This is a genomic window from Pseudomonas sp. C32 (genome assembly GCF_030417915.1).
Lineage (GTDB): Bacteria > Pseudomonadota > Gammaproteobacteria > Pseudomonadales > Pseudomonadaceae > Aquipseudomonas.
Genome location: NZ_JAUHUK010000012.1, coordinates 152,120 through 175,228, shown reverse-complemented (window position 1 = coordinate 175,228; position 23,109 = coordinate 152,120). Strand labels below are relative to the sequence as shown.

The 23,109-nt window shown below is 60.3% G+C and carries 22 protein-coding genes; 12 read left to right on the top strand and 10 right to left on the bottom strand.

All coding sequences use genetic code 11. The features are described from left to right. Nucleotides 1–1,014 (bottom strand): AraC family transcriptional regulator, encoded by a 1,014-nt coding sequence (locus QYH43_RS15840; protein WP_301157366.1) that lies wholly within the window; start codon nucleotides 1,012–1,014, stop codon nucleotides 1–3. Between the two features lie 337 nt (nucleotides 1,015–1,351). On the opposite strand from QYH43_RS15840, the gene QYH43_RS15835 reads away from it, so the two are divergent. Then, complete coding sequence (locus QYH43_RS15835; protein WP_301157365.1) at nucleotides 1,352–2,686, top strand: dicarboxylate/amino acid:cation symporter; 1,335 nt, start codon at nucleotides 1,352–1,354, stop codon at nucleotides 2,684–2,686. Between the two features lie 144 nt (nucleotides 2,687–2,830). After that, nucleotides 2,831–4,012: a CaiB/BaiF CoA-transferase family protein gene (locus tag QYH43_RS15830; protein WP_301157364.1), complete on the top strand. Its 1,182-nt coding sequence runs from the start codon at nucleotides 2,831–2,833 to the stop codon at nucleotides 4,010–4,012. A gap of 216 nt (nucleotides 4,013–4,228) precedes the next feature. Here the strand turns inward: QYH43_RS15830 and QYH43_RS15825 are convergent, their stop codons facing one another. Together QYH43_RS15825 and QYH43_RS15820 are read right to left on the bottom strand one after the other, a co-directional pair. Continuing rightward, nucleotides 4,229–4,723 (bottom strand): SprT family zinc-dependent metalloprotease, encoded by a 495-nt coding sequence (locus QYH43_RS15825; RefSeq protein WP_095056539.1) that lies wholly within the window; start codon nucleotides 4,721–4,723, stop codon nucleotides 4,229–4,231. Between the two features lie 158 nt (nucleotides 4,724–4,881). After that, complete coding sequence (locus QYH43_RS15820; RefSeq protein WP_301157363.1) at nucleotides 4,882–5,484, bottom strand: Yip1 family protein; 603 nt, start codon at nucleotides 5,482–5,484, stop codon at nucleotides 4,882–4,884. Nucleotides 5,485–5,888: 404 nt separating this feature from the next. Between QYH43_RS15820 and ttcA the strand changes: the two genes are divergently transcribed. Both ttcA and QYH43_RS15810 read left to right on the top strand, forming a co-directional pair. Further along, nucleotides 5,889–6,713, top strand: a complete 825-nt coding sequence (ttcA, locus tag QYH43_RS15815; protein WP_095056541.1) for a tRNA 2-thiocytidine(32) synthetase TtcA — start codon at nucleotides 5,889–5,891, stop codon at nucleotides 6,711–6,713. A 46-nt stretch (nucleotides 6,714–6,759) separates the two neighbouring features. Next, entirely contained in the window at nucleotides 6,760–7,434 is a 675-nt protein-coding gene (locus QYH43_RS15810; protein ID WP_301157362.1) for a DNA-3-methyladenine glycosylase I, read from the top strand. Between the two features lie 79 nt (nucleotides 7,435–7,513). Here QYH43_RS15810 and QYH43_RS15805 read toward each other — a convergent pair whose 3' ends face one another. Genes QYH43_RS15805 through arsC form a run of 3 tightly spaced genes read right to left on the bottom strand, consistent with a single transcriptional unit; the run spans nucleotide 7,514 to nucleotide 8,888 of the window. Then, nucleotides 7,514–7,939, bottom strand: coding sequence for a DUF2069 domain-containing protein (locus tag QYH43_RS15805; protein ID WP_301157361.1), 426 nt, complete (start codon nucleotides 7,937–7,939; stop codon nucleotides 7,514–7,516). A 2-nt stretch (nucleotides 7,940–7,941) separates the two neighbouring features. Further along, on the bottom strand, nucleotides 7,942–8,538 hold the full coding sequence (wrbA, locus tag QYH43_RS15800) for an NAD(P)H:quinone oxidoreductase (RefSeq protein WP_095153032.1): 597 nt from the start codon (nucleotides 8,536–8,538) through the stop codon (nucleotides 7,942–7,944). Beyond that, nucleotides 8,535–8,888 carry an arsenate reductase (glutaredoxin) gene (arsC, locus tag QYH43_RS15795; RefSeq protein ID WP_095056544.1) on the bottom strand — a complete coding sequence of 118 codons (354 nt, stop codon included), beginning with the start codon at nucleotides 8,886–8,888 and terminating at the stop codon, nucleotides 8,535–8,537. The genes wrbA and arsC overlap by 4 nt, the downstream gene beginning before the upstream one ends. A gap of 114 nt (nucleotides 8,889–9,002) precedes the next feature. On the opposite strand from arsC, the gene QYH43_RS15790 reads away from it, so the two are divergent. Next, a complete protein-coding gene (locus QYH43_RS15790; RefSeq protein WP_095056545.1) occupies nucleotides 9,003–9,470 on the top strand; it encodes a TlpA disulfide reductase family protein in 468 nt (155 codons plus the stop codon). Nucleotides 9,471–9,594: 124 nt separating this feature from the next. Here the strand turns inward: QYH43_RS15790 and QYH43_RS15785 are convergent, their stop codons facing one another. The 4 genes from QYH43_RS15785 to QYH43_RS15770 form a co-directional block, all read right to left on the bottom strand. After that, nucleotides 9,595–9,999 (bottom strand): META domain-containing protein, encoded by a 405-nt coding sequence (locus QYH43_RS15785; protein WP_095056546.1) that lies wholly within the window; start codon nucleotides 9,997–9,999, stop codon nucleotides 9,595–9,597. Further along, on the bottom strand, nucleotides 9,999–10,433 hold the full coding sequence (locus QYH43_RS15780) for a hypothetical protein (protein WP_020799714.1): 435 nt from the start codon (nucleotides 10,431–10,433) through the stop codon (nucleotides 9,999–10,001). Before QYH43_RS15780 ends, QYH43_RS15785 begins: the two co-directional genes overlap by 1 nt. A gap of 77 nt (nucleotides 10,434–10,510) precedes the next feature. After that, complete coding sequence (locus tag QYH43_RS15775) at nucleotides 10,511–11,503, bottom strand: 2-hydroxyacid dehydrogenase (protein WP_301157360.1); 993 nt, start codon at nucleotides 11,501–11,503, stop codon at nucleotides 10,511–10,513. Nucleotides 11,504–11,658: 155 nt separating this feature from the next. Continuing rightward, entirely contained in the window at nucleotides 11,659–14,412 is a 2,754-nt protein-coding gene (locus tag QYH43_RS15770) for a response regulator (protein WP_095056548.1), read from the bottom strand. 215 nt (nucleotides 14,413–14,627) lie between these two features. On the opposite strand from QYH43_RS15770, the gene QYH43_RS15765 reads away from it, so the two are divergent. From QYH43_RS15765 to QYH43_RS15735, 7 genes are all read left to right on the top strand, one after another. After that, nucleotides 14,628–15,347 carry a response regulator transcription factor gene (locus QYH43_RS15765; RefSeq protein ID WP_301157359.1) on the top strand — a complete coding sequence of 240 codons (720 nt, stop codon included), beginning with the start codon at nucleotides 14,628–14,630 and terminating at the stop codon, nucleotides 15,345–15,347. Continuing rightward, nucleotides 15,337–16,728, top strand: coding sequence for a sensor histidine kinase (locus tag QYH43_RS15760; RefSeq protein WP_301157358.1), 1,392 nt, complete (start codon nucleotides 15,337–15,339; stop codon nucleotides 16,726–16,728). Before QYH43_RS15765 ends, QYH43_RS15760 begins: the two co-directional genes overlap by 11 nt. A gap of 178 nt (nucleotides 16,729–16,906) precedes the next feature. Then, on the top strand, nucleotides 16,907–17,809 hold the full coding sequence (cysM, locus tag QYH43_RS15755) for a cysteine synthase CysM (protein ID WP_095056551.1): 903 nt from the start codon (nucleotides 16,907–16,909) through the stop codon (nucleotides 17,807–17,809). After that, the gene (gene rlmD / locus QYH43_RS15750; protein WP_301157357.1) at nucleotides 17,809–19,161 is read left to right on the top strand and encodes a 23S rRNA (uracil(1939)-C(5))-methyltransferase RlmD; all 1,353 of its coding nucleotides are present in this window, start codon (nucleotides 17,809–17,811) and stop codon (nucleotides 19,159–19,161) included. Before cysM ends, rlmD begins: the two co-directional genes overlap by 1 nt. Before the next feature lie 121 nt (nucleotides 19,162–19,282). Beyond that, nucleotides 19,283–21,526, top strand: coding sequence for a GTP diphosphokinase (gene relA / locus QYH43_RS15745; RefSeq protein ID WP_095056553.1), 2,244 nt, complete (start codon nucleotides 19,283–19,285; stop codon nucleotides 21,524–21,526). A 125-nt stretch (nucleotides 21,527–21,651) separates the two neighbouring features. Beyond that, nucleotides 21,652–22,488: a nucleoside triphosphate pyrophosphohydrolase gene (mazG, locus tag QYH43_RS15740; RefSeq protein ID WP_095056554.1), complete on the top strand. Its 837-nt coding sequence runs from the start codon at nucleotides 21,652–21,654 to the stop codon at nucleotides 22,486–22,488. A gap of 28 nt (nucleotides 22,489–22,516) precedes the next feature. Continuing rightward, nucleotides 22,517–23,059 carry a DUF2058 domain-containing protein gene (locus QYH43_RS15735; RefSeq protein ID WP_095056555.1) on the top strand — a complete coding sequence of 181 codons (543 nt, stop codon included), beginning with the start codon at nucleotides 22,517–22,519 and terminating at the stop codon, nucleotides 23,057–23,059. The last annotated feature ends 50 nt before the right edge of the window (nucleotides 23,060–23,109 follow it).

Sequence of the window (23,109 nt, the reverse complement as noted above, 5' to 3'; positions counted from 1 at the left end):
TCAATTCTCCTGGTCGCGATACGCACCGGGTGTCAGCCCGGTCCATTTCTTGAACGCCCGGTGAAACGCCGAAGGCTCGGAAAACCCCAATTGCTCGGCGATCTGTTGCAACGACAGGTCGGCGCGGCTCAGGTGATAAATCGCGATGTCCCGGCGCAACTGATCCTTCAATTCCTGAAAACTCGAACCCTCCTCACGCAAATGCCGGCGCAAGGTCTGCGGGCTGATGTGCAGTTGCGCGGCCACCGTTTCCAGGTCCGGCCAGCGCGAGCTGTCACGGCTGAGCAAACGGCGCAAACGGCTGCTCAGGCTGTCGCCGTCGTCCGGGCGCGATAACAGATTGGCGGGTGAGCGTTCGAGGAAATGCTTGAGCGTGCGCTCGTCTTGCAACAGCGGCATGTTCAGGTAGCGACTGTGGAACAACAGGCTGCTCTGGGCGGTGGTGCTCTTTTCTGCGCAAAAGGTCAGCGGGCAGGAGAACAGCAAATCGTACTCGGCGCCGTGCTCCGGCCTCGGATAGCTGAACGTGGCCTGCTCCAGGCGGATGCGCTGGCCGATCAGCCAGCTGCCGAAGCGATGCCAGATCACCAGCAGGCTCTCGGTCAGGAAATGATCCGGATCCCACAATGCCCCGTCGTCCAGGCTCAGTCGGACCCATTCGTCCTCGTGGGTCAGGCTCAGGCGCGGTGCCCCGGGGAATAGGCTATAAAATAATAAGCCTCGATTGAGCGCCTTCTCCAGATTGCGACAGTGGATCACGGCATGACACATCATCGCGAAACTGCCCGGTTTGCTCGGCGCTTGCCCGAAACCCAGGTATTCATCGTCCAGCGCCAGCCAAAGTGCCTGGATCAATTGGGTGAATTGCTCCGGCGCGATGCGTGCGCGGGGCTCGTCGAGCAGCTCGCTGCTGATCCCCAATTGCTGCAGCAGACTCGAATAGTCGTAGCCACGTCGGCGCGCACCACCAAGTACGGCGCTGGCGAAATGACTGGCGATGGTGCGTTCACGCATAGCGAGCAGATCCGTCTGTTGAACGACCGATGGTAGCTGCGCGGTGTTGCGAAGAACAAGGCGGATTTCCGCCAAGTGGCAGGGCGGTTTTTGATGCAAGGGCGGAATTCCGCCATGCGCCAGCGACTGGCGCGCAACTCCAGAAATCCTGTAGCCCTTGATGGCAGCAGGCTTGCAGCCGATTTATGCAAGGTGGCACGGGCCTTGCGATACAACGAGCAGATGTCTGCCGCCGTGCAGCTCGAAAAACAAATCCCTCCAGTGCAGGAGGGTTCGCAATTCAGATGTCGCGGACAACAGATGGATGTTGTCACTGACACTCTTGAGGAACTTTGCAATGACGACTCGTCAGCCACTGTACAAATCCCTGTATTTCCAGGTGATTGTTGCAATTGTCATCGGTATCGCGCTCGGTCACTTCTACCCACAGCTCGGTGTGGCCGTTAAGCCGCTGGGTGACGGGTTCATCAAGCTGATCAAAATGATCATCGCCCCGATCATCTTCTGTACCGTCGTCAGCGGTATCGCGGGCATGCAGGACATGAAAGCGGTTGGCAAGACCGGTGGCTATGCGTTGCTCTATTTCGAGATCGTTTCGACCATCGCCCTGCTAGTTGGCCTGATCGTCGTCAACATCGTGCAACCAGGCAATGGCATGCACATTGACGTCACCACCCTCGATGCCTCCAAAGTTGCCGCTTATGTGGCGGCCGGCGCTGACCAAAGCGTCGTCGGCTTCCTTCTGAACGTGATCCCGACCACCATTGTTGGCGCCTTCGCCACCGGTGACATCCTGCAAGTGCTGATGTTCTCGGTGATCTTCGGTTTCGCCCTGCATCGCCTGGGTGCCTACGGCCGGCCGCTGCTGGACTTCATCGATCGCTTCGCGCACGTGATGTTCAACATCATCAACATGATCATGAAGCTCGCGCCTATCGGTGCCTTCGGTGCCATGGCCTTCACCATCGGTGCCTACGGTGTCGGTTCGCTGGTGCAACTGGGTCAGTTGATGGCCTGCTTCTACATCACTTGCGTGCTGTTCATCCTGATCGTGCTGGGTTCCATCGCCCGCCTGCACGGCTTCAGCGTGCTGAAGATGATTCGCTACATCCGTGAAGAGCTGCTGATCGTGCTGGGTACTTCCTCTTCGGAGTCGGTGCTGCCACGCATGCTGATCAAGATGGAGCGTCTGGGTGCGCAGAAATCCGTCGTGGGTCTGGTGATCCCGACGGGTTACTCGTTCAACCTCGACGGCACGGCGATCTACCTGACCATGGCAGCGGTGTTCATTGCCCAGGCCACCGACACCCAAATGGACATCACGCACCAGATCACCTTGCTGGTGGTGTTGCTGCTGTCGTCCAAAGGCGCTGCGGGCGTGACCGGTAGCGGTTTCATCGTGCTGGCTGCCACCCTGTCCGCCGTGGGCCACCTGCCGGTTGCCGGCCTGGCGCTGATCCTCGGCATCGACCGCTTCATGTCTGAAGCCCGTGCCCTGACCAACCTGATCGGCAACGCTGTTGCAACGATCGTTGTGGCCAAGTGGGTCAAGGAACTGGACACCGACGTGCTGCAAGCCGAGCTGGCTTCTGGCGGTCGCGGCATTGCCGACGAGCCTAAAGACGATGTTCTGGGCCATGTCGAAACGGCAACCCCGACTAGCGCCAAGTAAGCCTTGTCGATATGAAAAACCCGCTTCGGCGGGTTTTTTCATGCCCGGCGTTTGAGCGCAACGGTCAGCACAACTGACGCATACGGTGATTGCTGCAATGCCATCGGCTGCCTAGTCTGAGCGCATTGTTAAGGGAGAACGCACATGCTCGGTCCGTTGGCATCACTCAGGATTCTGGATTTCTCGACATTGCTGCCGGGGCCGTTCGCCTCACTGTTGCTGGCAGACATGGGCGCTGAAGTGTTGCGTATCGAGTCCCCGACCCGCATGGATTTGCTGCGCGTGTTGCCGCCACACGATCAGGGCGTGTCGGCCAGCCATGCCTACCTCAACCGCAACAAGCGCAGCCTCGCGCTGGACCTCAAGCAACCTGAAGCGCTGGAGCTGATCAAGCACCTGTTGCAGGACTACGACATTGTGCTGGAGCAATTCCGTCCGGGTGTCATGGAACGTCTGGGGCTGGGGTATGAAGCGTTGAAGGCGATCAACCCGAAACTGATCTATGTGTCGATCACCGGTTACGGCCAGACCGGTCCCTACAAGGACCGCGCCGGGCATGACATCAACTACCTGGCGTTGGCCGGTCTGGCGAGCTACACCGGCCGCGCCGACAGTGGCCCGCTGCCCTTGGGCATGCAGGTAGCGGATATCGCCGGTGGCTCGCTGCACGGGGTGATAGGCCTGCTGGCGGCGGTGATTGCCCGGCAGCAAACCGGGCAAGGCCAGCAGCTGGATGTGAGCATGACCGATTGCGCATTCAGCCTGAATGCCATGGCTGCTGCCGGGTACCTGGCCTGCGGTGTAGAGCCGGGGCCGGAAGACCAGGTGCTCAATGGCGGCAGTTTCTATGACTATTACCGCTCGCGGGATGGGCGGTGGTTGTCGGTGGGCAGTCTGGAACCGCCGTTCATGAAACAGTTGTGTACGGCGCTGGGGCTGGAGGCGTTGGCTCATCTCGGATTGTCACCTCAACCGTCGCAGCGGAAGACGCTCAAGGACGCGCTGAAACTCGAGTTCGAGAAACACGATTTTGCCGACCTGTGTGCGCTGTTTGCCGAGCTGGATGCGTGTGTCGAGCCCGTATTGAAGTTGGGCGAAGCGCTGCGTCATCCGCAACTTGAGGCTCGGCAGTTGGTGACACAAGTACCTCGGGGGGATGGCTCGAGCCAGGCGCAGATGGCGTGTCCGTTGAAGTTTTCAGCGGGGTTGCCTGAGCCGAAGCATGTTGGCGCGGCGCTCGGTCAGCATACCGATCAGGTGTTGGGGGAGTTGGGACTCAGTGCTGAGCGGATAGAGGCATTGCGGCGGGCCAAAGTGATTCTTTAGTGTCTGATAAACCGCCATCGCCAGCAGGCTGGCTCCCACAATGGTTCTATGGTGAACCGATAATCCCCTGTGGGAGCCAGCCTGCTGGCGATGGGGCTAGTGCAGTCACAAAAAACCAACTACTCACCCCTCCCACAATGGTTCTATGGTGCACCGATAATCCCCTGTGGGAGCCAGCCTGCTGGCGATGAGGCCAGTATAGTCACCGAAATCTGACTACTCGATCCGCCTTTCCCCACTGAACACCAGGGTTTGCTGACACCGCCGGCACAAATACCGCCGACCCTGGCGCACCAGACCATGACGCTGCGCTGAAAACGGAAAATCACTGTCGGGGCACGGGCATTTATAGATGTAGCGGGTCACGCTGCGGCGCTTCACATCGTAGGTGTGGCAGCGGTTGGGTGGCAGTTCGTAAACGCCGCGCATGATCAGTTGCCACTCCTCGCCGTGGGGCTGGATGCGGTCACCGAACAGTTGATGGGCGATCAGGTGCGCCACTTCATGGGCCACGGTCTGCTTGAGGAAGTCTTCGGCGTTTTCCCGGTACAGCTGTGGATTGAAGCGCAGCAGGTTCTCGTGCAAGTGCGCGACACCGGCTTTTTGCCCGCGCAGCTTGAGACTCACCACAGGGCGTTTGAAAGGTCGTTTGAAAAAGGATTCGGCTTGTTGGAAACAGTCTTCGACGCGGGTATTGAGTTGCTCGGGCATGCTTGATGGATCTCCAGAGCCGTCGAGTATGCCGCAACGCTTTGGCCTTGCGAATCGCCAAGGCGCCGAATGGTCGCCAACGCTGTTTTTTGCGGCCCCTTTAAAAGGCCGCCTTGCGGCGGCCTGAGTGTTGGCATATCTGATTTTTAGGTGACACGTTAACTAGTGTAGATCGGCCCCACGCCGAGTCCCCAGACAATAACGGTAAATGCCATGATGGCCACCAGCACCACCAGGCCTACGGCAAGCACTGAACTGGAAAACAGAAAACCCTCGTCAGATGGAATGTTCATGAAGGTCGGTAGCCCCACATACAGCAGGTATACCGTGTAACAGATGGCCGCGGTGCCGATGATCATCCCCAGCCACAAGTGCGGGTAGAGGGCGGCGAGACCACCGATGAACAACGGTGTCGCGGTATAAGTCGCAAAAGCAACGCAGCGTGCAAGGCTCGGGTTGGCGTCATAGGTGCGGGCCATCCAGTGGATGAACGCGCCCATCACTGCCACACCGCCCAGCATCGCCAGGTACGACATGACCGTCATCCAGATCGCGCTCTCTACGGTCAGCATCACCGGAGGCCGATTGCCGATGACCCAGCCGACCTGCGTGGTGCCGATAAACGCCGACACGGCGGGAATCGCCGCCAGAATCAGGGTATGGGTCAGGTACATGTGGCTGATGCTTTCCTCCTGGTCGCCACGGATTTCTTTCCATTCTTGGTCAGGGTGGGTGAAGAGCCCCACTACGTGATGGATCATGCCAGTCACTCCTCTTGTTTTTAACATCGCCCCCCAGCGGAGCGCCTACAGGCCAAATAGGCCAAGTAAGGTGTAGGTCTGGAAATGTATGTGACCTTATGTCGCAGTATAGGAAGGAGTTTCCCCCTGGGAAGCAGGGCTTTAGAGCAAATTGCGCTGTAAACCCGGTTGTTAATCGCCGCGGGGTCTGTGCTGTATGACACCGGTGGCGAGGGAGCTTGCTCCCGCTCGGCTGTGCAGCAGCCGCAAAAAACGCCGCGCAGTGTCTGGATCAATGCGTTGGATGATTTCGGGGTCGCTTCGGGAGCAAGCTCCCTCGCCACGGAGTGCCGGGAACGCTTCGCCCCAGTGGTGTTTTTTGCGTAAAATGCCGGCCTTTCGTCACACCTCACGGATTTCGCGTCATGGGCACTCTTACGGTCAACCAGAACAAACTGCAAAAGCGTCTTCGCCGTCAGGCCGGTGAGGCGGTTGCCGATTTCAACATGATTGAAGACGGCGACAAGGTCATGGTCTGCCTGTCCGGTGGCAAAGACAGCTACACCATGCTTGATGTGCTGATGCACTTGCAGAAGGTCGCGCCGATCAAGTTCGAGATCGTGGCCGTGAACATGGACCAGAAACAGCCGGGTTTCCCGGAACACGTGCTGCCGGCCTACCTGAAGGCGCTGGGCATCGAGTACCACATCGTCGAGAAAGACACGTACTCGGTGGTCAAGGAACTGATTCCGGAAGGCAAGACCACGTGCTCGCTGTGTTCGCGCCTGCGTCGTGGCACGCTCTACACCTTTGCCGACGAAATCGGCGCGACCAAAATGGCCCTCGGTCATCACCGCGACGACATTGTCGAGACGTTCTTCCTGAACATGTTCTTCAACGGTTCGCTCAAGGCCATGCCGCCAAAACTGCGCGCCGATGACGGGCGCAACGTGGTGATCCGTCCGCTGGCCTACTGCAACGAGAAAGACATCCAGGCTTACTCGGACCTCAAGCAATTCCCGATCATCCCGTGCAACCTTTGTGGTTCCCAGGAAAACCTGCAACGCCAGGTGGTCAAGGACATGCTGCTGGACTGGGAGCGCAAGACTCCGGGCCGCACCGAGAGTATTTTCCGCAGCCTGCAGAACGTGATTCCGTCGCAACTGGCTGACCGCAACCTGTTTGACTTCACCAGCCTCAAGATCGACGAAAGCGCGGCTTCGCGGTTCGTCAACGTGGTCAACCTTTAACTGCGATCACTGTGGGCAGTTCATTTTTCAATCCTCAGGAGAGGGCATGCGCGATTACAAGTGGCTCAATGAGTACTGCCTGAACCGCTTCGGTTCGGCGGCTGAACTGGAAGCCCATCTGCCCGTTCCCAAGACTCCGGCGCAACTGCGCAAGATCAGCGATGATCGCTACCTCTCGACCATGGCATTGCGCGTGTTCCGCGCCGGCCTCAAGCACAGCCTGGTGGATGCAAAATGGCCGGCCTTCGAAGAAGTGTTCTTCAAGTTCGACCCGGAAAAAGTCGTGCTGATGAGCGCCGAGCATCTTGAGCGGCTGATGCAGGACGCGCGGATCATCCGCCATTTGGGCAAGCTCAAAAGCGTACCGCGCAATGCGCAGTTCGTGCTGGACGTGGCCCATGAGAAGGGCAGCTTCGGCGCGATGATTGCCGATTGGCGCGTGACCGATATCGTCGGGCTCTGGACCTTTCTGAAAAAACGCGGTCATCAGTTGGGCGGTTTGTCGGCGCCACGCTTCTTGCGCATGGTTGGCAAGGACACCTTTGTGCCGAGCTACGACGTGGTGGCGGCATTGAATGCGCAGAAGATCGTCGACAAGGTGCCGACCAGCTTGCGCGACCTCGCGTTGGTGCAGGACGTGTTCAATCAGTGGCATGAAGAGAGTGGTGGGCGGCCGATGAGCCAGATTTCGATGATGCTGGCGTATACCGTCAATCATTGAGACCGAGTCGCCCCCATCGCTGGCAAGCCAGCTCCTACAGGTTCACCGCAAGAGCTGGCTTGCCAGCGATGGCATCAGATCAGGCGGCGGAGGGGGTGCCCTCGCCAGCCAGCTTGCGGTTCAACTGATACCGCCAGCGCACATACAACAGCGCCGAGCAGAACACCGCCAGGCTCGCGCCCATCTCCAGCAAACCGAAAATCTGTCGGTTCGGGTCATAGGCGGCCAATGCGCCCTTGATGAAATACAGGTTCACCACAAAACACATCCATGAATGCCCGCGAGGACTGCCGACGATCATCCCCGGCGCCAACAGCAGCAACGGCACCAGTTCGATCAGCAGAATTACCCAGGGACGTGCGCCGTGCAGATCGGCGATTGCCAGGTAGTAAACACACAGCAGGCCGACCAGGCCGAAAAAGCACAGCAGGCTGATAACGCGCATGGCCCGAACCCGGGGTTCAAGCCATTCGATGGCGGGCAAAATCTTCGGTTTCCTGGCCACCGTCAGCCCTCCAGTTTCTGTGCAGTCTTCGCCAGGCGCATGCCCAACGCGCGGCACAGCGCAATTTCATGGCTATCCAGACCGCTTTTGCCATCGGCGCCGGCGTGATGGCTGGCACCATACGGCGTGCCGCCGCCCTGGGTTTCCAGCAGGGCCGACTCGCTGTACGGCAGGCCGGTGATCAGCATGCCGTGGTGCAGCAACGGCAGCATCATCGACAGCAGGGTGGTTTCCTGGCCGCCGTGCAGGCTGGCGGTGGAGGTGAACACACCGGCCGGTTTACCCACCAGCGCGCCGGTCAGCCACAGGTTGCTGGTGCCGTCGAGGAAGTACTTGAGCGGCGCCGCCATGTTGCCGAAGCGGGTAGGGCTGCCGAGGGCCAGTCCGGCGCAATTCTTCAGGTCGTCGAGGCTGGCATACAGCGCGCCTTCATCCGGAATCTCTGGCGACACAGCTTCGCATTCGGTGGAAATCGCCGGCACGGTGCGCAAGCGCGCTTCAAGGCCTGCCTGCTCGACGCCGCGAGCAATTTGCCGGGCCATCTCATTGGTCGAGCCGCTGCGGCTGTAATACAGGACCAGAATGTAGGGCGCGCTCATGGCAACAGTTCCAGGATCTGCTCCGGCGGCCGGCCGATGACGGCTTTGTCGCCGGCTTCGAGAATCGGTCGCTCCATCAATTTCGGGTGGGCGGCGATGGCGGCGATCAGCTGCGCCTCGCTCAGGCTGCTGTCGGCCAGGTTGAGGGTCTTGTATTCGTCTTCGCCAGTGCGCAGCAATTGCCGGGCGCTGATGCCGATTTTGCCCAGCAGGCGCTGGATTTGCGCGGCGTCCAGCGGCGTTTCCAGGTAACGGACCACCGTTGGCGTCAGGCCGCGGGCTTCAAGCAGTTCGAGCGCACCGCGGGATTTCGAGCAGCGCGGATTGTGATAAAGCGTCAGATCGGTCATGAGCGGGTCGCATCTTGCGTAAGGTGGCGGCTATTCTAACTGTGCAGCGCGCAATCCAGAACCTTGAGAGGCGATGGGTCGCAGGCGCATTCAATTTTTGACAAGGAACACGACATGACAAGGCGACTGGCAGCGGCATTGGCGATCATCGGGACGTTGATGCTGGGGGGCTGCGGTAACGACTATGGCATCGACCAGAACGGTCAGAAAATCGCCAGCGAGCGCCTGGACAACCAATGGCTGGTGCTTAACTTCTGGGCCGAATGGTGCGGGCCTTGCAGAACAGAGATACCGGAGCTGAATGCCTTGGCCGAGCAGCTCAAGGACAAGAAGATCGGTGTGTTCGGGGTCAACTTCGACAACGTGCAGGGTGAAGAACTCAAAAGCGCCAGCGAGAAGCTTGGGATCAAGTTCACCGTGCTGGCGCAGGACCCTTCGGAGTTGTTCGAGCTACCACGCAGTGAGGCATTGCCGGTGACGTACATCATCGATAACAAAGGCAAGGTGCGCGAGCAATTGATGGGTGAGCAGACGGCGGCAGGGGTGGCGGCGAAGCTTGAGGCGTTGCAGGCGAAGAATTGATCAGAGAGACCTTGTAGGAGCCGGCTTGCTGGCGATAGCGCCAGATCGGTCAACATTGATGTCGCCTGAAACAATGCTATCGCCGGCAAGCCGGCTCCTACAGATTTCGATGGTTGCGAAGGGATCAACCCTCTTCGAGCCACCAACGCAACGGCTTGCCTTCGGCCGGCCAGAAGCGCATCTGGTCGATCGGCGAAACGTCCCAGCGCTGTACATTTTCCAACGCTTGCAGGAAGCGTTTTTCCTGCTCCATCAGCGCTGGCGCACAGAGTTTGCGGGTGCTGCCGATTTTGCCGAAGCTCAGCTTGTGACCTTCGAGGGTGTAGGGCGCGAACCAGTGGTTGCAGCCGCCGTTGCCGTAAGCCCGGCCGTCTTCACCGAGGGTGATGGTCAGGTGGCTGTAATCCATCAACGGCCGCTCGCCGATCCATTCCAGAATGTAGCTGCGGTTTTGCTGCAATGGCACCGGATCGGCGGCGCAGCCCATCAGGCTGGCACCGACCATCCCGGTCAGAGCAAGGCGATTCATCACGCAGGCTCCTGGCATTTCGGGCACAGGTGTTTCTCGCCGACAGTGGTCCAGCCCAACTCGGCAATCCGCGCGGTGGCGGCAGGCTTTTCGGCCTTGTTGCCCAGTTTGGCGTCGACCGCAAACTCGAAGCTCAGCTCTTTGGCGCAGCTGTCACAGTTGACCTGCCAGGTGTGGATCGCCAGTTCGCCGAACACCGGGCCACTGGCAACCGCGACCCATTGGCCCGGCGGATTGATCAGGTGGCGAACCGTTTCGACGGTCAGGCGCATGGACAAGTCCTTGGCACCTTTGAGCGTCACGACCAGCACGTCATTGTTGCGAATCGAACCACCGTTGCCGGTGACTTGATAACGCCCCGGCACCAGGGCGCGGCATTCAGTGAGGGTGTGTTGCGGGTTCATCAGCGTGTAGCGGAAATCGTGTTCGACCATGGGTCCTCCAAATATGCGCGATATGCTAGCACGGGCTTGCACGCGACATATTGCAGGCGGGTGACCTTCGATCCGTTTCAGTCACCCTCGACCTGGTTTTGCGCCGAGCCCGCCGCCCAGGCTGTGATGTTCTGCAAGGTGGTGGCGGCAATCGCGTCCAGGGCTTCGCGAGTCAGGAAGGCCTGATGCGCGGTGACGATCACGTTAGGAAAGGTCAGCAGGCGCGCCAGCACGTCGTCCTGCAAGGGCAGGTCGGAACGGTCTTCGAAGAAAATTTGCGCTTCCTCTTCGTACACATCCAGCCCCAGATACCCCAGGCGACCATCCTTAAGCGCATCGATCAACGCCGGCGTATCGACCAGACCGCCGCGTCCGGTGTTGATCAGCATTGCGCCGGGCTGCATGTGCGCCAGCGACTCGTGATTGATCAAGTGCTTGCTCTGTTCGTTGAGCGGGCAGTGCAGGCTGATGATCTGCGATTCGGCCAACAGTTGCGGCAGGCTCAGGTAGCGGGCGCCGAGGGCTTCGACCTGCGGGTTGGGGTAAGGGTCATAAGCCAGCAGTTGGCAGCCGAAACCGTTCATGATTTTTGCGAAGGTCGCGCCGATCTGCCCGGTGCCGACCACGCCGACAGTCTTGCCGACCAGATCGAAACCGGTCAGCCCCTGAAGCCTGAAGTCCCCCTCGCGGGTGCGGTTGTAGGCGCGGTGCAGGCATCGGTTGAGGGCGAGGATCAGCGCCACCGCATGTTCAGCGACGGCATGGGGCGAATAGGCTGGAACGCGCACGATGTCCAACCCCAGGCGTTTTGCCGTGGGCAAGTCGACATGGTTGTAACCCGCCGAACGCAGAGCGATCAGGCGAGTGCCGCCTGCCGCCAGGCATTCGAGCACCGGTGCGCTCAGGTCATCATTGATGAATGCGCAGACCACCTCGTAACCCTGGGCCAGTGCCGCGGTATCAAGGCTCAGCCGTGCCGGCTGGAAATACAGTTCGATGCCGCTCGCAGGTTCGGCACCCAGAAAACTGTCGCGATCGTAGGTCTGGCTGCTGAATAGAATCGTACGCATGATTTCCCCTTTGTCCCATTCCAGCAGGAGCCGGTTTGCCGGCGAAGGGGACCTCAAGTGTTTCGTGGTTCTTGAGACCGATTCGCTGGCAAGCCAGCTCCTGCAGAGTTTGCGGTGAGCTTATGCCGATGTTGAAACAACGTCCTTGCGTTGCATCAAGCATTCATGCGCGCCTGGGTGGCCAGACGATTGATCGCCCGGTCGAGTTCATCGAGCGCCATGTTGGCCTTCGGGTCTTGCTGCTTGAGCAGGGTTTCGCTGCGTTGGCAGGCGGCACGCAATTGCGGAACGCCACAGTAGCGGGTCGCGCCGTGCAGGCGATGGACCCGCTCGATCAGGGCGTTGTGATCATTGCTTTGCTGGGCCAGACGAATGGCTTCGCGGTCGGCTTCCAGGGAGGCCAGCAGCATCGCCAGCATATCCGCCGCCAGATCAGCCTTGCCGGCCGCCAGGCGCAAGCCTTCTTCATGGTCGAGTACCAACAGGTCATGACCGCCGGCGTGTCCATCGTTGGAGCGCTCAGGGCTGTGGTTGCGCAGTGCCAGACCGCTCCATTTCAGGACAACCTGCGCCAGTTGCCGCTCGCTGATCGGTTTGGTCAGGTAGTCGTCCATGCCGCTTTGCAGCAGTGCGCGTTTTTCGTTGGCCATGGCGTGCGCGGTGAGGGCGACGATGGGCAACGGCGTGCAATGCCGTTCGCTTTCCCACTGACGGATCGCCTCGGTGCTCTGGCGTCCATCCATACCGGGCATCTGCACGTCCATCAGCACCAGATCGAAGGTTTCGTTCTGCACCGCTTTGATGGCGGCGTAACCACTATCGACGGCCAGCACCTTGGCGCCCATGTCTTCGAGCAAGGTTTGCACCAGCAGCAGATTGGCCGGGTTGTCGTCGACACACAGCACTTTCGGTGCGCGACTGGATAGCGGTTCGCTCGGCTCGCTGCGCAAGGTGCGCGGGTTGACCAGATCGGACAACGAACGGCGCAGTTTGCGGGTGCACGCCGGTTTGGCCTGGAGTTGACTGTGGGGGTTGGGCACCGAGAGATGGAACAGCGTTTGTTCCGTGGTCGGGCACAGCACCAACACTTTGCAGCCCAGGTGTTCGAGATCCCAGATGTGCTGGTTGAGGCGTTCCGGCGGCATGTCGTTGCTGGTGATCCCCAGCACCGCCAGGTCGATGGATTGTTCGGTCTGGTGAGCGCTGGTGACGCCGTTGGTCAGGCTTTCCAGCGTACTGAACGGGGTGACGGAAAGACCGCAATCTTCCAGTTGATGTTGCAACGCCTGACGCGCCAGTTCGTGGTTTTCCAGCACCGCCACCCGACGTCCGAACAGCGGCGCGCCCGGCAAGTCTTCAACGTCGTCACGGGTTTTTGGCAGGCTCAGGCTGATCCAGAACTCCGAGCCTTCGCCCGGCGTGCTGTCGACGCCGATCTCGCCGCCCATCTGTTCGATCAGACGCTTGGAAATCACCAGCCCCAGACCGGTACCACCCGGTTGTCGCGACAGCGAGTTGTCCGCCTGACTGAACGCCTGGAACAGGGTGCGCACGTCCTGGTTCGACAGGCCGATGCCGGTGTCCTGAATACTGATGCGCAGTTGCACGCTGTCTTCGTGTTCTTCTTCGAGCATGGCGCGGGCGACGATGGTGCCTTCGCGGGTGAACTTGATTGCGTTGCTCACCAGGTTCGTGAGGATCTGCTTGAGGCGCAGTGGGTCGCCCACCAGGGACAGCGGCGTGTCGCGATAGACCAGGCTCACCAGCTCCAGCTGTTTGGCGTGGGCGGCCGGGGCCAGGATCGTCAGGGTGTCTTGCAGCAGGTCGCGCAGGTTGAACGGAATATGGTCGAGCACCAGTTTGCCGGCCTCGATTTTCGAGAAGTCGAGAATCTCGTTGATGATCCCCAGCAGGCTGTCGGCGGACTTTTCGATGGTGCCCAGGTAGTCGAGCTGGCGGGGCGTCAGCTCGCTTTTTTGCAACAGATGAGTGAAACCGAGGATGCCGTTGAGCGGCGTGCGGATTTCGTGGCTCATGTTGGCCAGGAATTCGGACTTGATCCGGCTCGCCTCCAGGGCTTCCTTGCGCGCCAGGTCCAGTTCGATGTTCTGGATTTCAATGGTTTCCAGGTTCTGGCGCACGTCTTCGGTGGCTTGGTCGATGCTGTGCTGCAATTCTTCCTGGGCGTTTTGCAGGGTGCCGGCCATGCGGTTGATGCCGGACGCCAATTCATCCAGTTCCTGGCTGCCGAGGGGCGGCAGACGGGTTTCCAGATGGCCCTCCTTGAGCTGGGTCACGGCTTGCGTGATCTGGCTCAGCGGTCGATTGATGCTTCGGCCCATGCGCAGCGCCAGCAACGCCGCACCGATGAGCCCGGCACCGATCATCAGCAGGCTGGCGAACAGACTGCGATAACCGCGCAACAGCATGCCGCTGTGGGACAGTTCCAGTTCGACCCAACCCAGCAGGCGCTCGGTTTCTTCGGGGATGACCGCTCCGGCCAGGTTGCGATGTTTGCCGAATACCGGCATCAGGTAGCGAGTCGCATCACTGCCGCTGCGATGCAGCATTTGCGTGCCGTTACCCAATGGCGATTGATTGAGCATGCTCGGGCCGGCGTGGGCGAGTGGCGTGCGGTCGGGAGCGAGGAGGGTGACGGCGCGTACGTCGGACTGTTCCAGGGCTTGTGTGGCGATGCGTTCCAGCAACTCGTTGTCCTGATGGCTCAGGGCCGGTGCTGCCAGAGGGGCCAGTTGCTCGGTGATCATCTCACCGCGTTGCATCAATTGGGTCTGCAGGTCGGACTGTTGCATCCAGATGAAGTAACCGCCCAGCACCAACGCCATCAGGCTGGTCGGCAACAGGGTCAGCAACAGCACGCGGCCTTTAATCCCCAGTTTCTTGAGCACGCCTCTCTCCTGCATCCAGCCATTTATAAACCTGCACTTGCGTGCGGCAAACACCACGTGCGCAGTGTAGCGACTTGCTTGCAGGCAATCTTCGTAAAATTGATGTCGTCGTTCGTCGGCCAGTGCGGTGGATTGGCGTTATGGGCCAACCTTGGGTTGCCCCGGCTGCAGCAATCTTGAATAATCGCTCAACTGAGAATTATTTGCAGATAGTCATGACTCCCATTGCTGCCAGCCATCCCCGAATCCTGTCCATCGAAGACGACCTCGTTCTCGGTGCCTATGTTCACGAGCATCTGGACCGCAGCGGTTTTCAGGTGACCTGGTGCAAGAACGGCCAGGAAGGCCTGACCATGGCCCGCGAGCAACCGTTCGATGTGGTGCTGATGGATATTCTGCTGCCGGGCATGGACGGTCTGGCCGTGTTGACTCAACTGCGCCAGAGCCATTCCACTCCGGTGTTGTTGATGTCGGCCCTGGGCGCGGAGGCGGATCGCATCAGCGGCTTTCGACTCGGTGCCGACGACTACCTGCCCAAGCCATTCAGCATGGTGGAGTTGCGGGTGCGCATCGAAGCGATTCTGCGGCGGGTGGCCCTCGACCGTCGGCCTGCTCCGGTCGCCGTTGTGTCGTCGATGGACAGCCTGCGTTTCGACGAAGAGCATTTCGATGCCTTTTATGGCGAGCGCCCGGCCGGCCTGACCCGCAGCGAGTACCGATTGCTCGATACGCTGTACCGCAGCGTTGATGAAGTCTTGAGCAAAGCCTTCCTTTATCAGCACGTGTTACAACGTGGTTATGCCGCCCATGATCGCAGCCTGGACATGCACATCAGTCAGATCCGCCGCAAGCTCAAGGCGATCGGCTATACCGAGCGCGAAGTGCGCACGGTCTGGGGCAAGGGTTACATCTTGAGCGCAGCCGATGAAATGTAATTTGCCGGGCCGGCATTCGCTGTTCTGGAAACTGGCCTGTTTGCTGGTGGCATTCTGTCTGCTGATGATCTGGCTGAGCTGGTCCTGGGGCCGCTACATGGAGCAGCGAAACCAGTTCCTCTCCGATGAGGCTCGGGGCACGTTGACGCGCTATGCCGCGCAGGCCGAGCAGGCATGGGAGAGGGGCCAGAACGCGGGTGTCGATGCCTGGTTGCAGGACATGCAGCAGCGCGAAGCGAGCTGGATCGGGGTCGTAGGCGGGGATTTGCAGTCGTTGAGCGAGCATCCGCTGACCGACAAGGAGATTGAGCGCCTGACCTTCCTGCGCGGCCTCGACTGGCCGATCCACAAGAAAGGCCGACCATGGATGCGGGTACCGTTTCCCGGCGATCCGTCGGTCGGCAGTCTGGTGATCGAACTGCCCCAGCGCTTCGTGCCCGGTCGTTATCGGGTGTTGTGGCGCGTGATCACCAACGGCGTGATTCCGGGCCTGTTCACCTTGCTGCTGTGTGTCGGCCTGTACCGTTTGCTGGTAGTACCACTCAACAGTCTGCGTGCCCAGGCCAACGCCTGGCGTGCCGATCAGCTCAATGTGCGGTTGTCGAGCCGGACCACCAATCGTTCAGATGAACTCGGTGAGCTGGGCAGGGCGTTCGATCACATGTCCGAACGCTTGCAAACCACGGTTGCGTTACAGCAGCAGTTGCTGCGCGATCTGTCCCATGAGTTGCGCACGCCGTTGAGCCGACTGCGGGTGGCCAGTGAAAGCGAGCAAGGCCTGGAGCAATTGCGCGAACGCATCGGTCGCGAAGTCGATGGCATGCAGCGTCTGGTGGAAGACACACTGCAACTGGCCTGGCTCGACACCGAGCGCACCCGATTACCTGACGAATCGATTCAGATCCAGGCGTTATGGGAAATGCTCACGGAAAACGCCTGCTATGAAAGTGGCTGGCCGGCGGCGCAGCTGCAATGCTCGGTGGATTCATCCTGCTGGGTTCGTGGTCATCTCAACACGCTGGCCCAGGCGCTGGAAAACATCCTGCGAAACGCGATTCGCCATTCGCCCGAAGGGGGCGTCGTCCGGCTTGGCGGGCAGCGTGATGGGAAATTCTGGCATTTGTGGCTGGAAGACCAGGGGGGCGGTGTGGCTGAAACCGATCTGGAGCGGATCTTCCTGCCGTTCACCCGACTCGATGGCTCACGTCCCGGCGATGGTGGATTCGGCCTGGGCTTGAGCATCGCCCGGAACGCCGTGCGACGTCAGGGCGGGCGGCTGTGGGCGCAGAATACCGGGGCCGGGTTGCGCCTGAATATGCGTCTGCTTGCGGATGTTGATCGTGCCAGCGCCGACGTCATCGCGGGCAAGCCCACACAGTGACCGTGTTTCAACCGCAAAGTGTGTGATGAGAGCGAGCACGCTCGCGATGAGGCCCTCAAAATCAATACACATTCCCGCCTTATTCCCATAAACCATAAGCACCGTACTTTGCGTGATATGGCCTTGCGAGGTTTGCCGGTATGATAGTCGCCCCCGCAGTCTGGATTGCGAATACGCCATGACCTTGCAGTACCCAACCATCGCCGATTGCGTCGGCAACACTCCGCTGGTCCGTTTGCAGCGCCTGCCTGGCGCCACCAGCAATACCCTTTTGCTCAAGCTCGAAGGGAACAACCCGGCGGGTTCGGTCAAGGACCGTCCGGCGCTGTCGATGATTACCCGCGCCGAGTTGCGTGGGCAGATCCACGCCGGCGATACGCTGATCGAAGCGACCTCGGGTAATACCGGGATTGCGTTGGCCATGGCCGCCGCGATCAAGGGTTACAAGATGATCCTGATCATGCCGGACAACTCCAGTGCCGAACGCAAGGCCGCCATGACCGCGTATGGCGCCGAACTGATTCTGGTCAGCCAGGAAGAAGGTATGGAAGGCGCTCGCGACCTCGCCCAGCGAATGGAAGCCGAAGGCCACGGCAAGGTGCTGGACCAGTTCGCCAACGGTGACAACCCTGAAGCGCACTACACCACCACCGGCCCGGAAATCTGGCGTCAGACCGAGGGCACCATCACCCATTTCGTCAGCTCCATGGGCACCACCGGCACCATCATGGGCGTTTCGCGCTACTTGAAAGAGCAGAACGACAACGTGCAGATCGTCGGCCTGCAACCCATGGAAGGCTCGGCGATTCCGGGCATCCGTCGCTGGCCCCACGAATACCTGCCGAAGATCTACCAGGCCGATCGCGTGGACCGGATCGTCGACATGGCGCAAAGCGAGGCCGAAGACGTCACCCGTCGACTGGCCCGCGAAGAAGGCATTTTCTGTGGCGTATCCTCGGGCGGTGCCGTGGCAGCGATGTTGCGTCTGTCCAAAGAAGTTGAAAATGCGGTGATCGTCGCGATCATCTGCGACCGTGGCGACCGTTACCTGTCGACCGGCATTTTCGACGCGCCCAACTGATGGCCAAGCATGAGAGAGGCCTGCGCTTCCAGCCCACCGGCGGCAGCAAGGCCCCGCAAGTCCCGACCGGCAAAAAGCAGCGCCTGACCATTGAGCGCCTGGCCAACGACGGTCGCGGTATCGCGTTTTTCGAAGGCCGCACCTGGTTCGTTCTCGGCGCATTGGCCGGTGAAGAAATCGAGGCTCGCGTGCTCGGTGCCCACGGCAAAGTGGTCGAGGCACGCACCGAACGGGTGTTCAAGGCCAGCGAACTGCGACGCCCTGCACCGTGCCCCCATGCCGGCCGTTGTGGCGGTTGCAGCGTGCAGCATCTGCCTCATCAAGAACAACTTGCCCTGAAACAGCGCATGCTCGCCGAGCAATTGTCGAAAGTCGCCGGGGTCGAGCCCGAAGAGTGGGCAGCGCCTTTGAGCGGCCCTGAATTCGCCTACCGTCGTCGTGCCCGCGTCGCCGTACGCTGGGACATGAAGGCGAAGAAGCTCGAAGTCGGTTTCCGCGCCGCCGGCAGTCAGGACATCGTCGGTATCGATGAATGCCCGGTGCTGGTACAGCCCTTGCAACCGATCATGGCCCGCCTGCCGGAGATGTTGCGGCGCTTGAGCAAGCCTCAGGCACTCGGGCACGTGGAATTGTTCTGCGGTTCTTCGCTGGCGGTGTTGCTGCGGCACATGGCGCCGTTGTCCGAGGCAGACCTGGCGATCCTCAAGGATTTCTGTGCGTTCCATGAAGCCCAATTGTGGCTGCATGGCGACGGCGAGCCGCAACCGGTCGAGGCTGGTCAGTCGCTGGGTTATCGTCTGGAACAATGGGATCTGGAACTGGCTTACCGTCCGGGGGATTTCATCCAGGTCAACGCCGGGGTCAACGAAGCCATGGTGGCTCAGGCACTGGACTGGTTGAAGCCGAAGGCGCAAGAACGGGTTCTCGATCTGTTTTGTGGTCTGGGCAACTTTGCCTTGCCGCTGGCCAAGACCGCTCGTGAAGTCGTGGCGGTCGAAGGCGTACAGGTGATGGTCGATCGGGCAGCGGCGAATGCGGCTAGCAATAATCTGCATAACGCGAAGTTTTTTCAGGCCGATTTATCCCAGCCTTTGACGGACGCCGAATGGGCCGCCGAAGGCTTTTGTGCGGTACTCTTGGATCCACCGCGTGACGGTGCTTTCGAGGTCGTGCGCAAGCTCAAGTCGCTGGGTGCCGAACGGTTGGTGTATGTGTCGTGCAACCCGGCAACGCTGGCGCGCGACACGGTCGAATTGATCAAGCAGGGCTACCGGTTAAAACGTGCCGGGATTCTCGATATGTTTCCTCAGACGGCACATGTCGAGGCCATGGCGTTATTTGAAGCGAGCTAGGATGCTCGTCTGGTCCGACTGGCCCGCCCGTGCTGCTGCGCACTAGCCCGACGTGGGCGCACGGGCAACGAAGGTCAGCGATTTGACGCATTGAATCTGCGTCGTAGGGAAGGTAAGCAAGATGGTACAGGTGAGAGCACACCAGCCGATCAACACCGACGGCAGTATCAATCTCGAGGCTTGGCTCGATCATGCGGTCAGTGTCGATCAGGCACTGGATCGCGAAGCCTTGAAGGAGGCCTGCGAGTACGCTCGCGAGGCCGAACAGCAAGCCAATGCGGCACAAAATCTGTGGTCGGAAGGCAACTCGACTTTCCGCACCGGGCTTGAGATCGCCGAGATTCTCGCCGACCTCAAGCTTGATCAGGATTCGCTGGTCGCCGCGATCCTGTATCGCGGCGTGCGCGAAAACCAGATCCCGCTGCCGGCCGTCAGCCAGCGCTTCGGTCCCGTGGTCGCCAAACTCATCGACGGCGTGCAACGCATGGCGGCGATCAGTGACAGCCTGAGCCCACGCAAGTCCATGGTGATGGGCACCCAGGGCCAGGTGGAAAACCTGCGCAAGATGCTGGTGGCGATGGTCGACGACGTGCGCGTCGCTTTGATCAAACTGGCCGAACGCACGTGCGCGATCCGTGCGGTGAAAACCGCCGACGATGAAAAGCGCAACCGCGTGGCCCGTGAAGTCTTCGACATCTACGCGCCGCTGGCCCATCGCCTGGGTATCGGTCACATCAAGTGGGAACTGGAGGACTTGTCCTTCCGTTACCTCGAGCCCGACCAGTACAAGCAGATCGCCAAGTTGCTCCACGAGCGGCGACTGGATCGCGAGCGCTTTATCAGCGACGTGATGAGCCAGCTGAAAAACGAATTGCAGGCCACCGGCGTCGATGCCGACATCAGCGGCCGGGCCAAACACATCTATTCGATCTGGCGCAAAATGCAGCGCAAGGGTCTGGAGTTCAGCCAGATCTACGACGTGCGAGCCGTTCGCGTGCTGGTGCCGGAAATGCGCGATTGCTACACCGCGCTCGGCATCGTCCACACCCTGTGGCGGCACATCCCGAAAGAGTTCGACGACTACATCGCCAACCCCAAGGAGAACGGCTACCGCTCGCTGCACACCGCGGTGATCGGGCCTGAGGGCAAGGTGCTGGAAGTGCAGATCCGCACCCACGCCATGCACGAAGAGGCCGAGCTGGGGGTTTGCGCACACTGGAAATACAAAGGCACCGACGTCAAGTCCGGGTCCAATCACTACGAAGAGAAAATCTCCTGGCTGCGTCAGGTGCTCGAGTGGCATGAAGAGCTGGGCGACATCGGTGGCCTGGCGGAGCAGTTGCGGGTCGACATCGAACCCGACCGTGTCTACATCTTCACTCCGGACGGTCACGCTATCGACTTGCCGAAGGGCGCGACGCCGCTGGACTTCGCCTATCGTGTGCACACCGAAATCGGTCACAACTGCCGCGGCGCCAAGATCAACGGGCGCATCGTGCCGCTCAACTACAGCCTGCAAACCGGTGAACAGGTCGAGATCATCACCAGCAAGCACGGCACCCCGAGCCGCGACTGGCTGAACCCGAACCTGGGCTACGTCACAACGTCGCGGGCGCGGGCGAAGATCGTTCACTGGTTCAAGTTGCAGGCGCGCGATCAGAACGTCGCTGCGGGTAAAACCCTGCTTGAGCGTGAACTCAATCGCCTCGGCCTGCCGGCGGTGGACTTCGACAAGCTGGCCGACAAGGCCAACATGAAAACCGCTGAAGACCTGTTCGCCGCCCTCGGTGCTGGCGACTTGCGCCTGGCGCAACTGGTCAACCTGGCGCAACAACTGGTCGAACCGGAACGCGGCAATGAACAGCTGGAGCTGATTCCGCGCAAAGCCACCGGTTACAAACCGGGCAAGCGCGGCGACATACAGATCCAGGGCGTCGGCAACCTGATGACGCAGATGGCCGGCTGCTGCCAGCCGCTGCCGGGCGATGCAATCGTCGGTTACATCACCCAGGGCCGTGGCGTGAGCATTCACCGCCAGGACTGCGCCTCTGTGCTGCAACTGGGTGGGCGTGAGCCGGAACGGATCATTCAGGTCAGCTGGGGCCCGGTGCCGGTGCTCACCTATCCGGTGGACATCGTCATTCGCGCCTACGACCGTTCGGGTTTGCTGCGTGACGTTTCGCAGGTGCTGCTCAACGAGCGGATCAACGTGCTGGCGGTCAACACCCGCTCGAACAAGGAGGACAACACCGCGCTGATGTCCCTGACCATCGAGATTCCGGGGCTGGACGCGTTGGGAAGGTTGCTGGGGCGGATTTCCCAGCTGCCGAACATCATCGAAACCCGGCGTAACCGTACGCCTTGAAGATGACTTCGATCCATTGTGGGAGCTGGCTTGCCAGCGATGCAGACAACTCGGTCTCGCTGGAGCATCGAGGTGATGCCATCGCTGGCAAGCCAGCTCCTACAGGGTTTTGTTGTGAGCCATAAATGACCTATAGCCTTGAAGACCTGCTTCACCTCATGAACCGCCTGCGCGACCCGCAGTTCGGTTGCCCGTGGGACATCAAGCAAACTTACGCCAGCATCGTCCCGCACACCCTGGAAGAAGCCTACGAAGTCGCCGACGCCATTGAGCGCGGTGACTTCGATCACTTGCAGGGTGAACTGGGCGATTTGTTGTTTCAGGTGGTCTATTACAGCCAGTTGGCCCGGGAAGAAGGGCGCTTCGAATTCGATGGCGTGGTCGACAGCATCACCCGCAAGCTGATTCGTCGCCATCCTCACGTGTTCCCCACCGGCGATCTGTATGCGCCGCTGGATGTCCCGCGCCTGAGTGAAGAACAGGTCAAGCAGCGTTGGGAAGAGATCAAGGCCGAGGAGCGCGCAGAGAAATCATCGGCGCCCGAACAGCTGTCGTTGCTCGATGACGTGCCCGGCGCGTTGCCAGCGCTGTCACGCGCGGCGAAATTGCAGAAGCGCGCTGGGCAGGTCGGTTTCGACTGGCCAGACGCTTTGCCGGTGCTGGACAAGGTGCGCGAAGAACTCGACGAAGTGCTCGAAGCCATGTCCGAGAATGACCCGCAAGCGGTCGCCGACGAGATCGGCGACCTGCTGTTTTCCGTGGTCAATCTGGCGCGTCACCTCAAGGTCGATCCGGAAACCGCATTGCGTGGCGCCAACAGCAAATTCGAGCGACGCTTCCGTTTTATCGAACAGGCATTGCGCGACACCCACCGTCCCATGGAAGATTGCACCCTCGAAGAGTTGGACGCCCTGTGGGGCGAAGCCAAACGTCAGGAAAAGAATGTGCCCAGCTGCGGTTGAGCAGTTGCCTAAGTGAGTAATAAGCACCATGAGCATTTCCCTTCGCGACCAGTTGCTCAAAGCAGGGCTGGTCAACCAGAAGCAGGCCAAGCAGGTCAGCAAAGACAAACAGAAGCAGCAGCGTCTGGCCCATAAAGGCCAGATTGAGCTGGATGATTCGCAGCAGCGTGCCGCCCAGGAAGCCATGGCCGAAAAGGTCAAGCGCGACCAGGAGCTCAATCGCCAGCAGCAGGAGAAGGCCGAGGCCAAGGCCCGCGCCGCGCAGGTCAAGCAATTGATCGAAGTCTCGCGTCTGCCCAAACTGACGACCGAGGATTACTACAACTTCGTCGACGACAAGAAGGTCAAGCGCCTCTGCGTCAACACCCTGATGCGTAACAAGCTCAGCAGCGGCTCGCTGGCCATCGTGCATCACGCCGGGGGTTATGAAGTGATTCCGCGTGAAGCGGCGCTGAAGATCCAGGAGCGCGACCCACAGCGCATTGTGCAATTGAATGTGCAGACCGAAGAGGTCGCTGCCGAGGACGATCCGTACGCGGCGTATCAGATCCCTGATGATCTGATGTGGTAAGCCGTTAAAGGTGGCAGTAACGACAAACCCCGCTCATGGCGGGGTTTGTC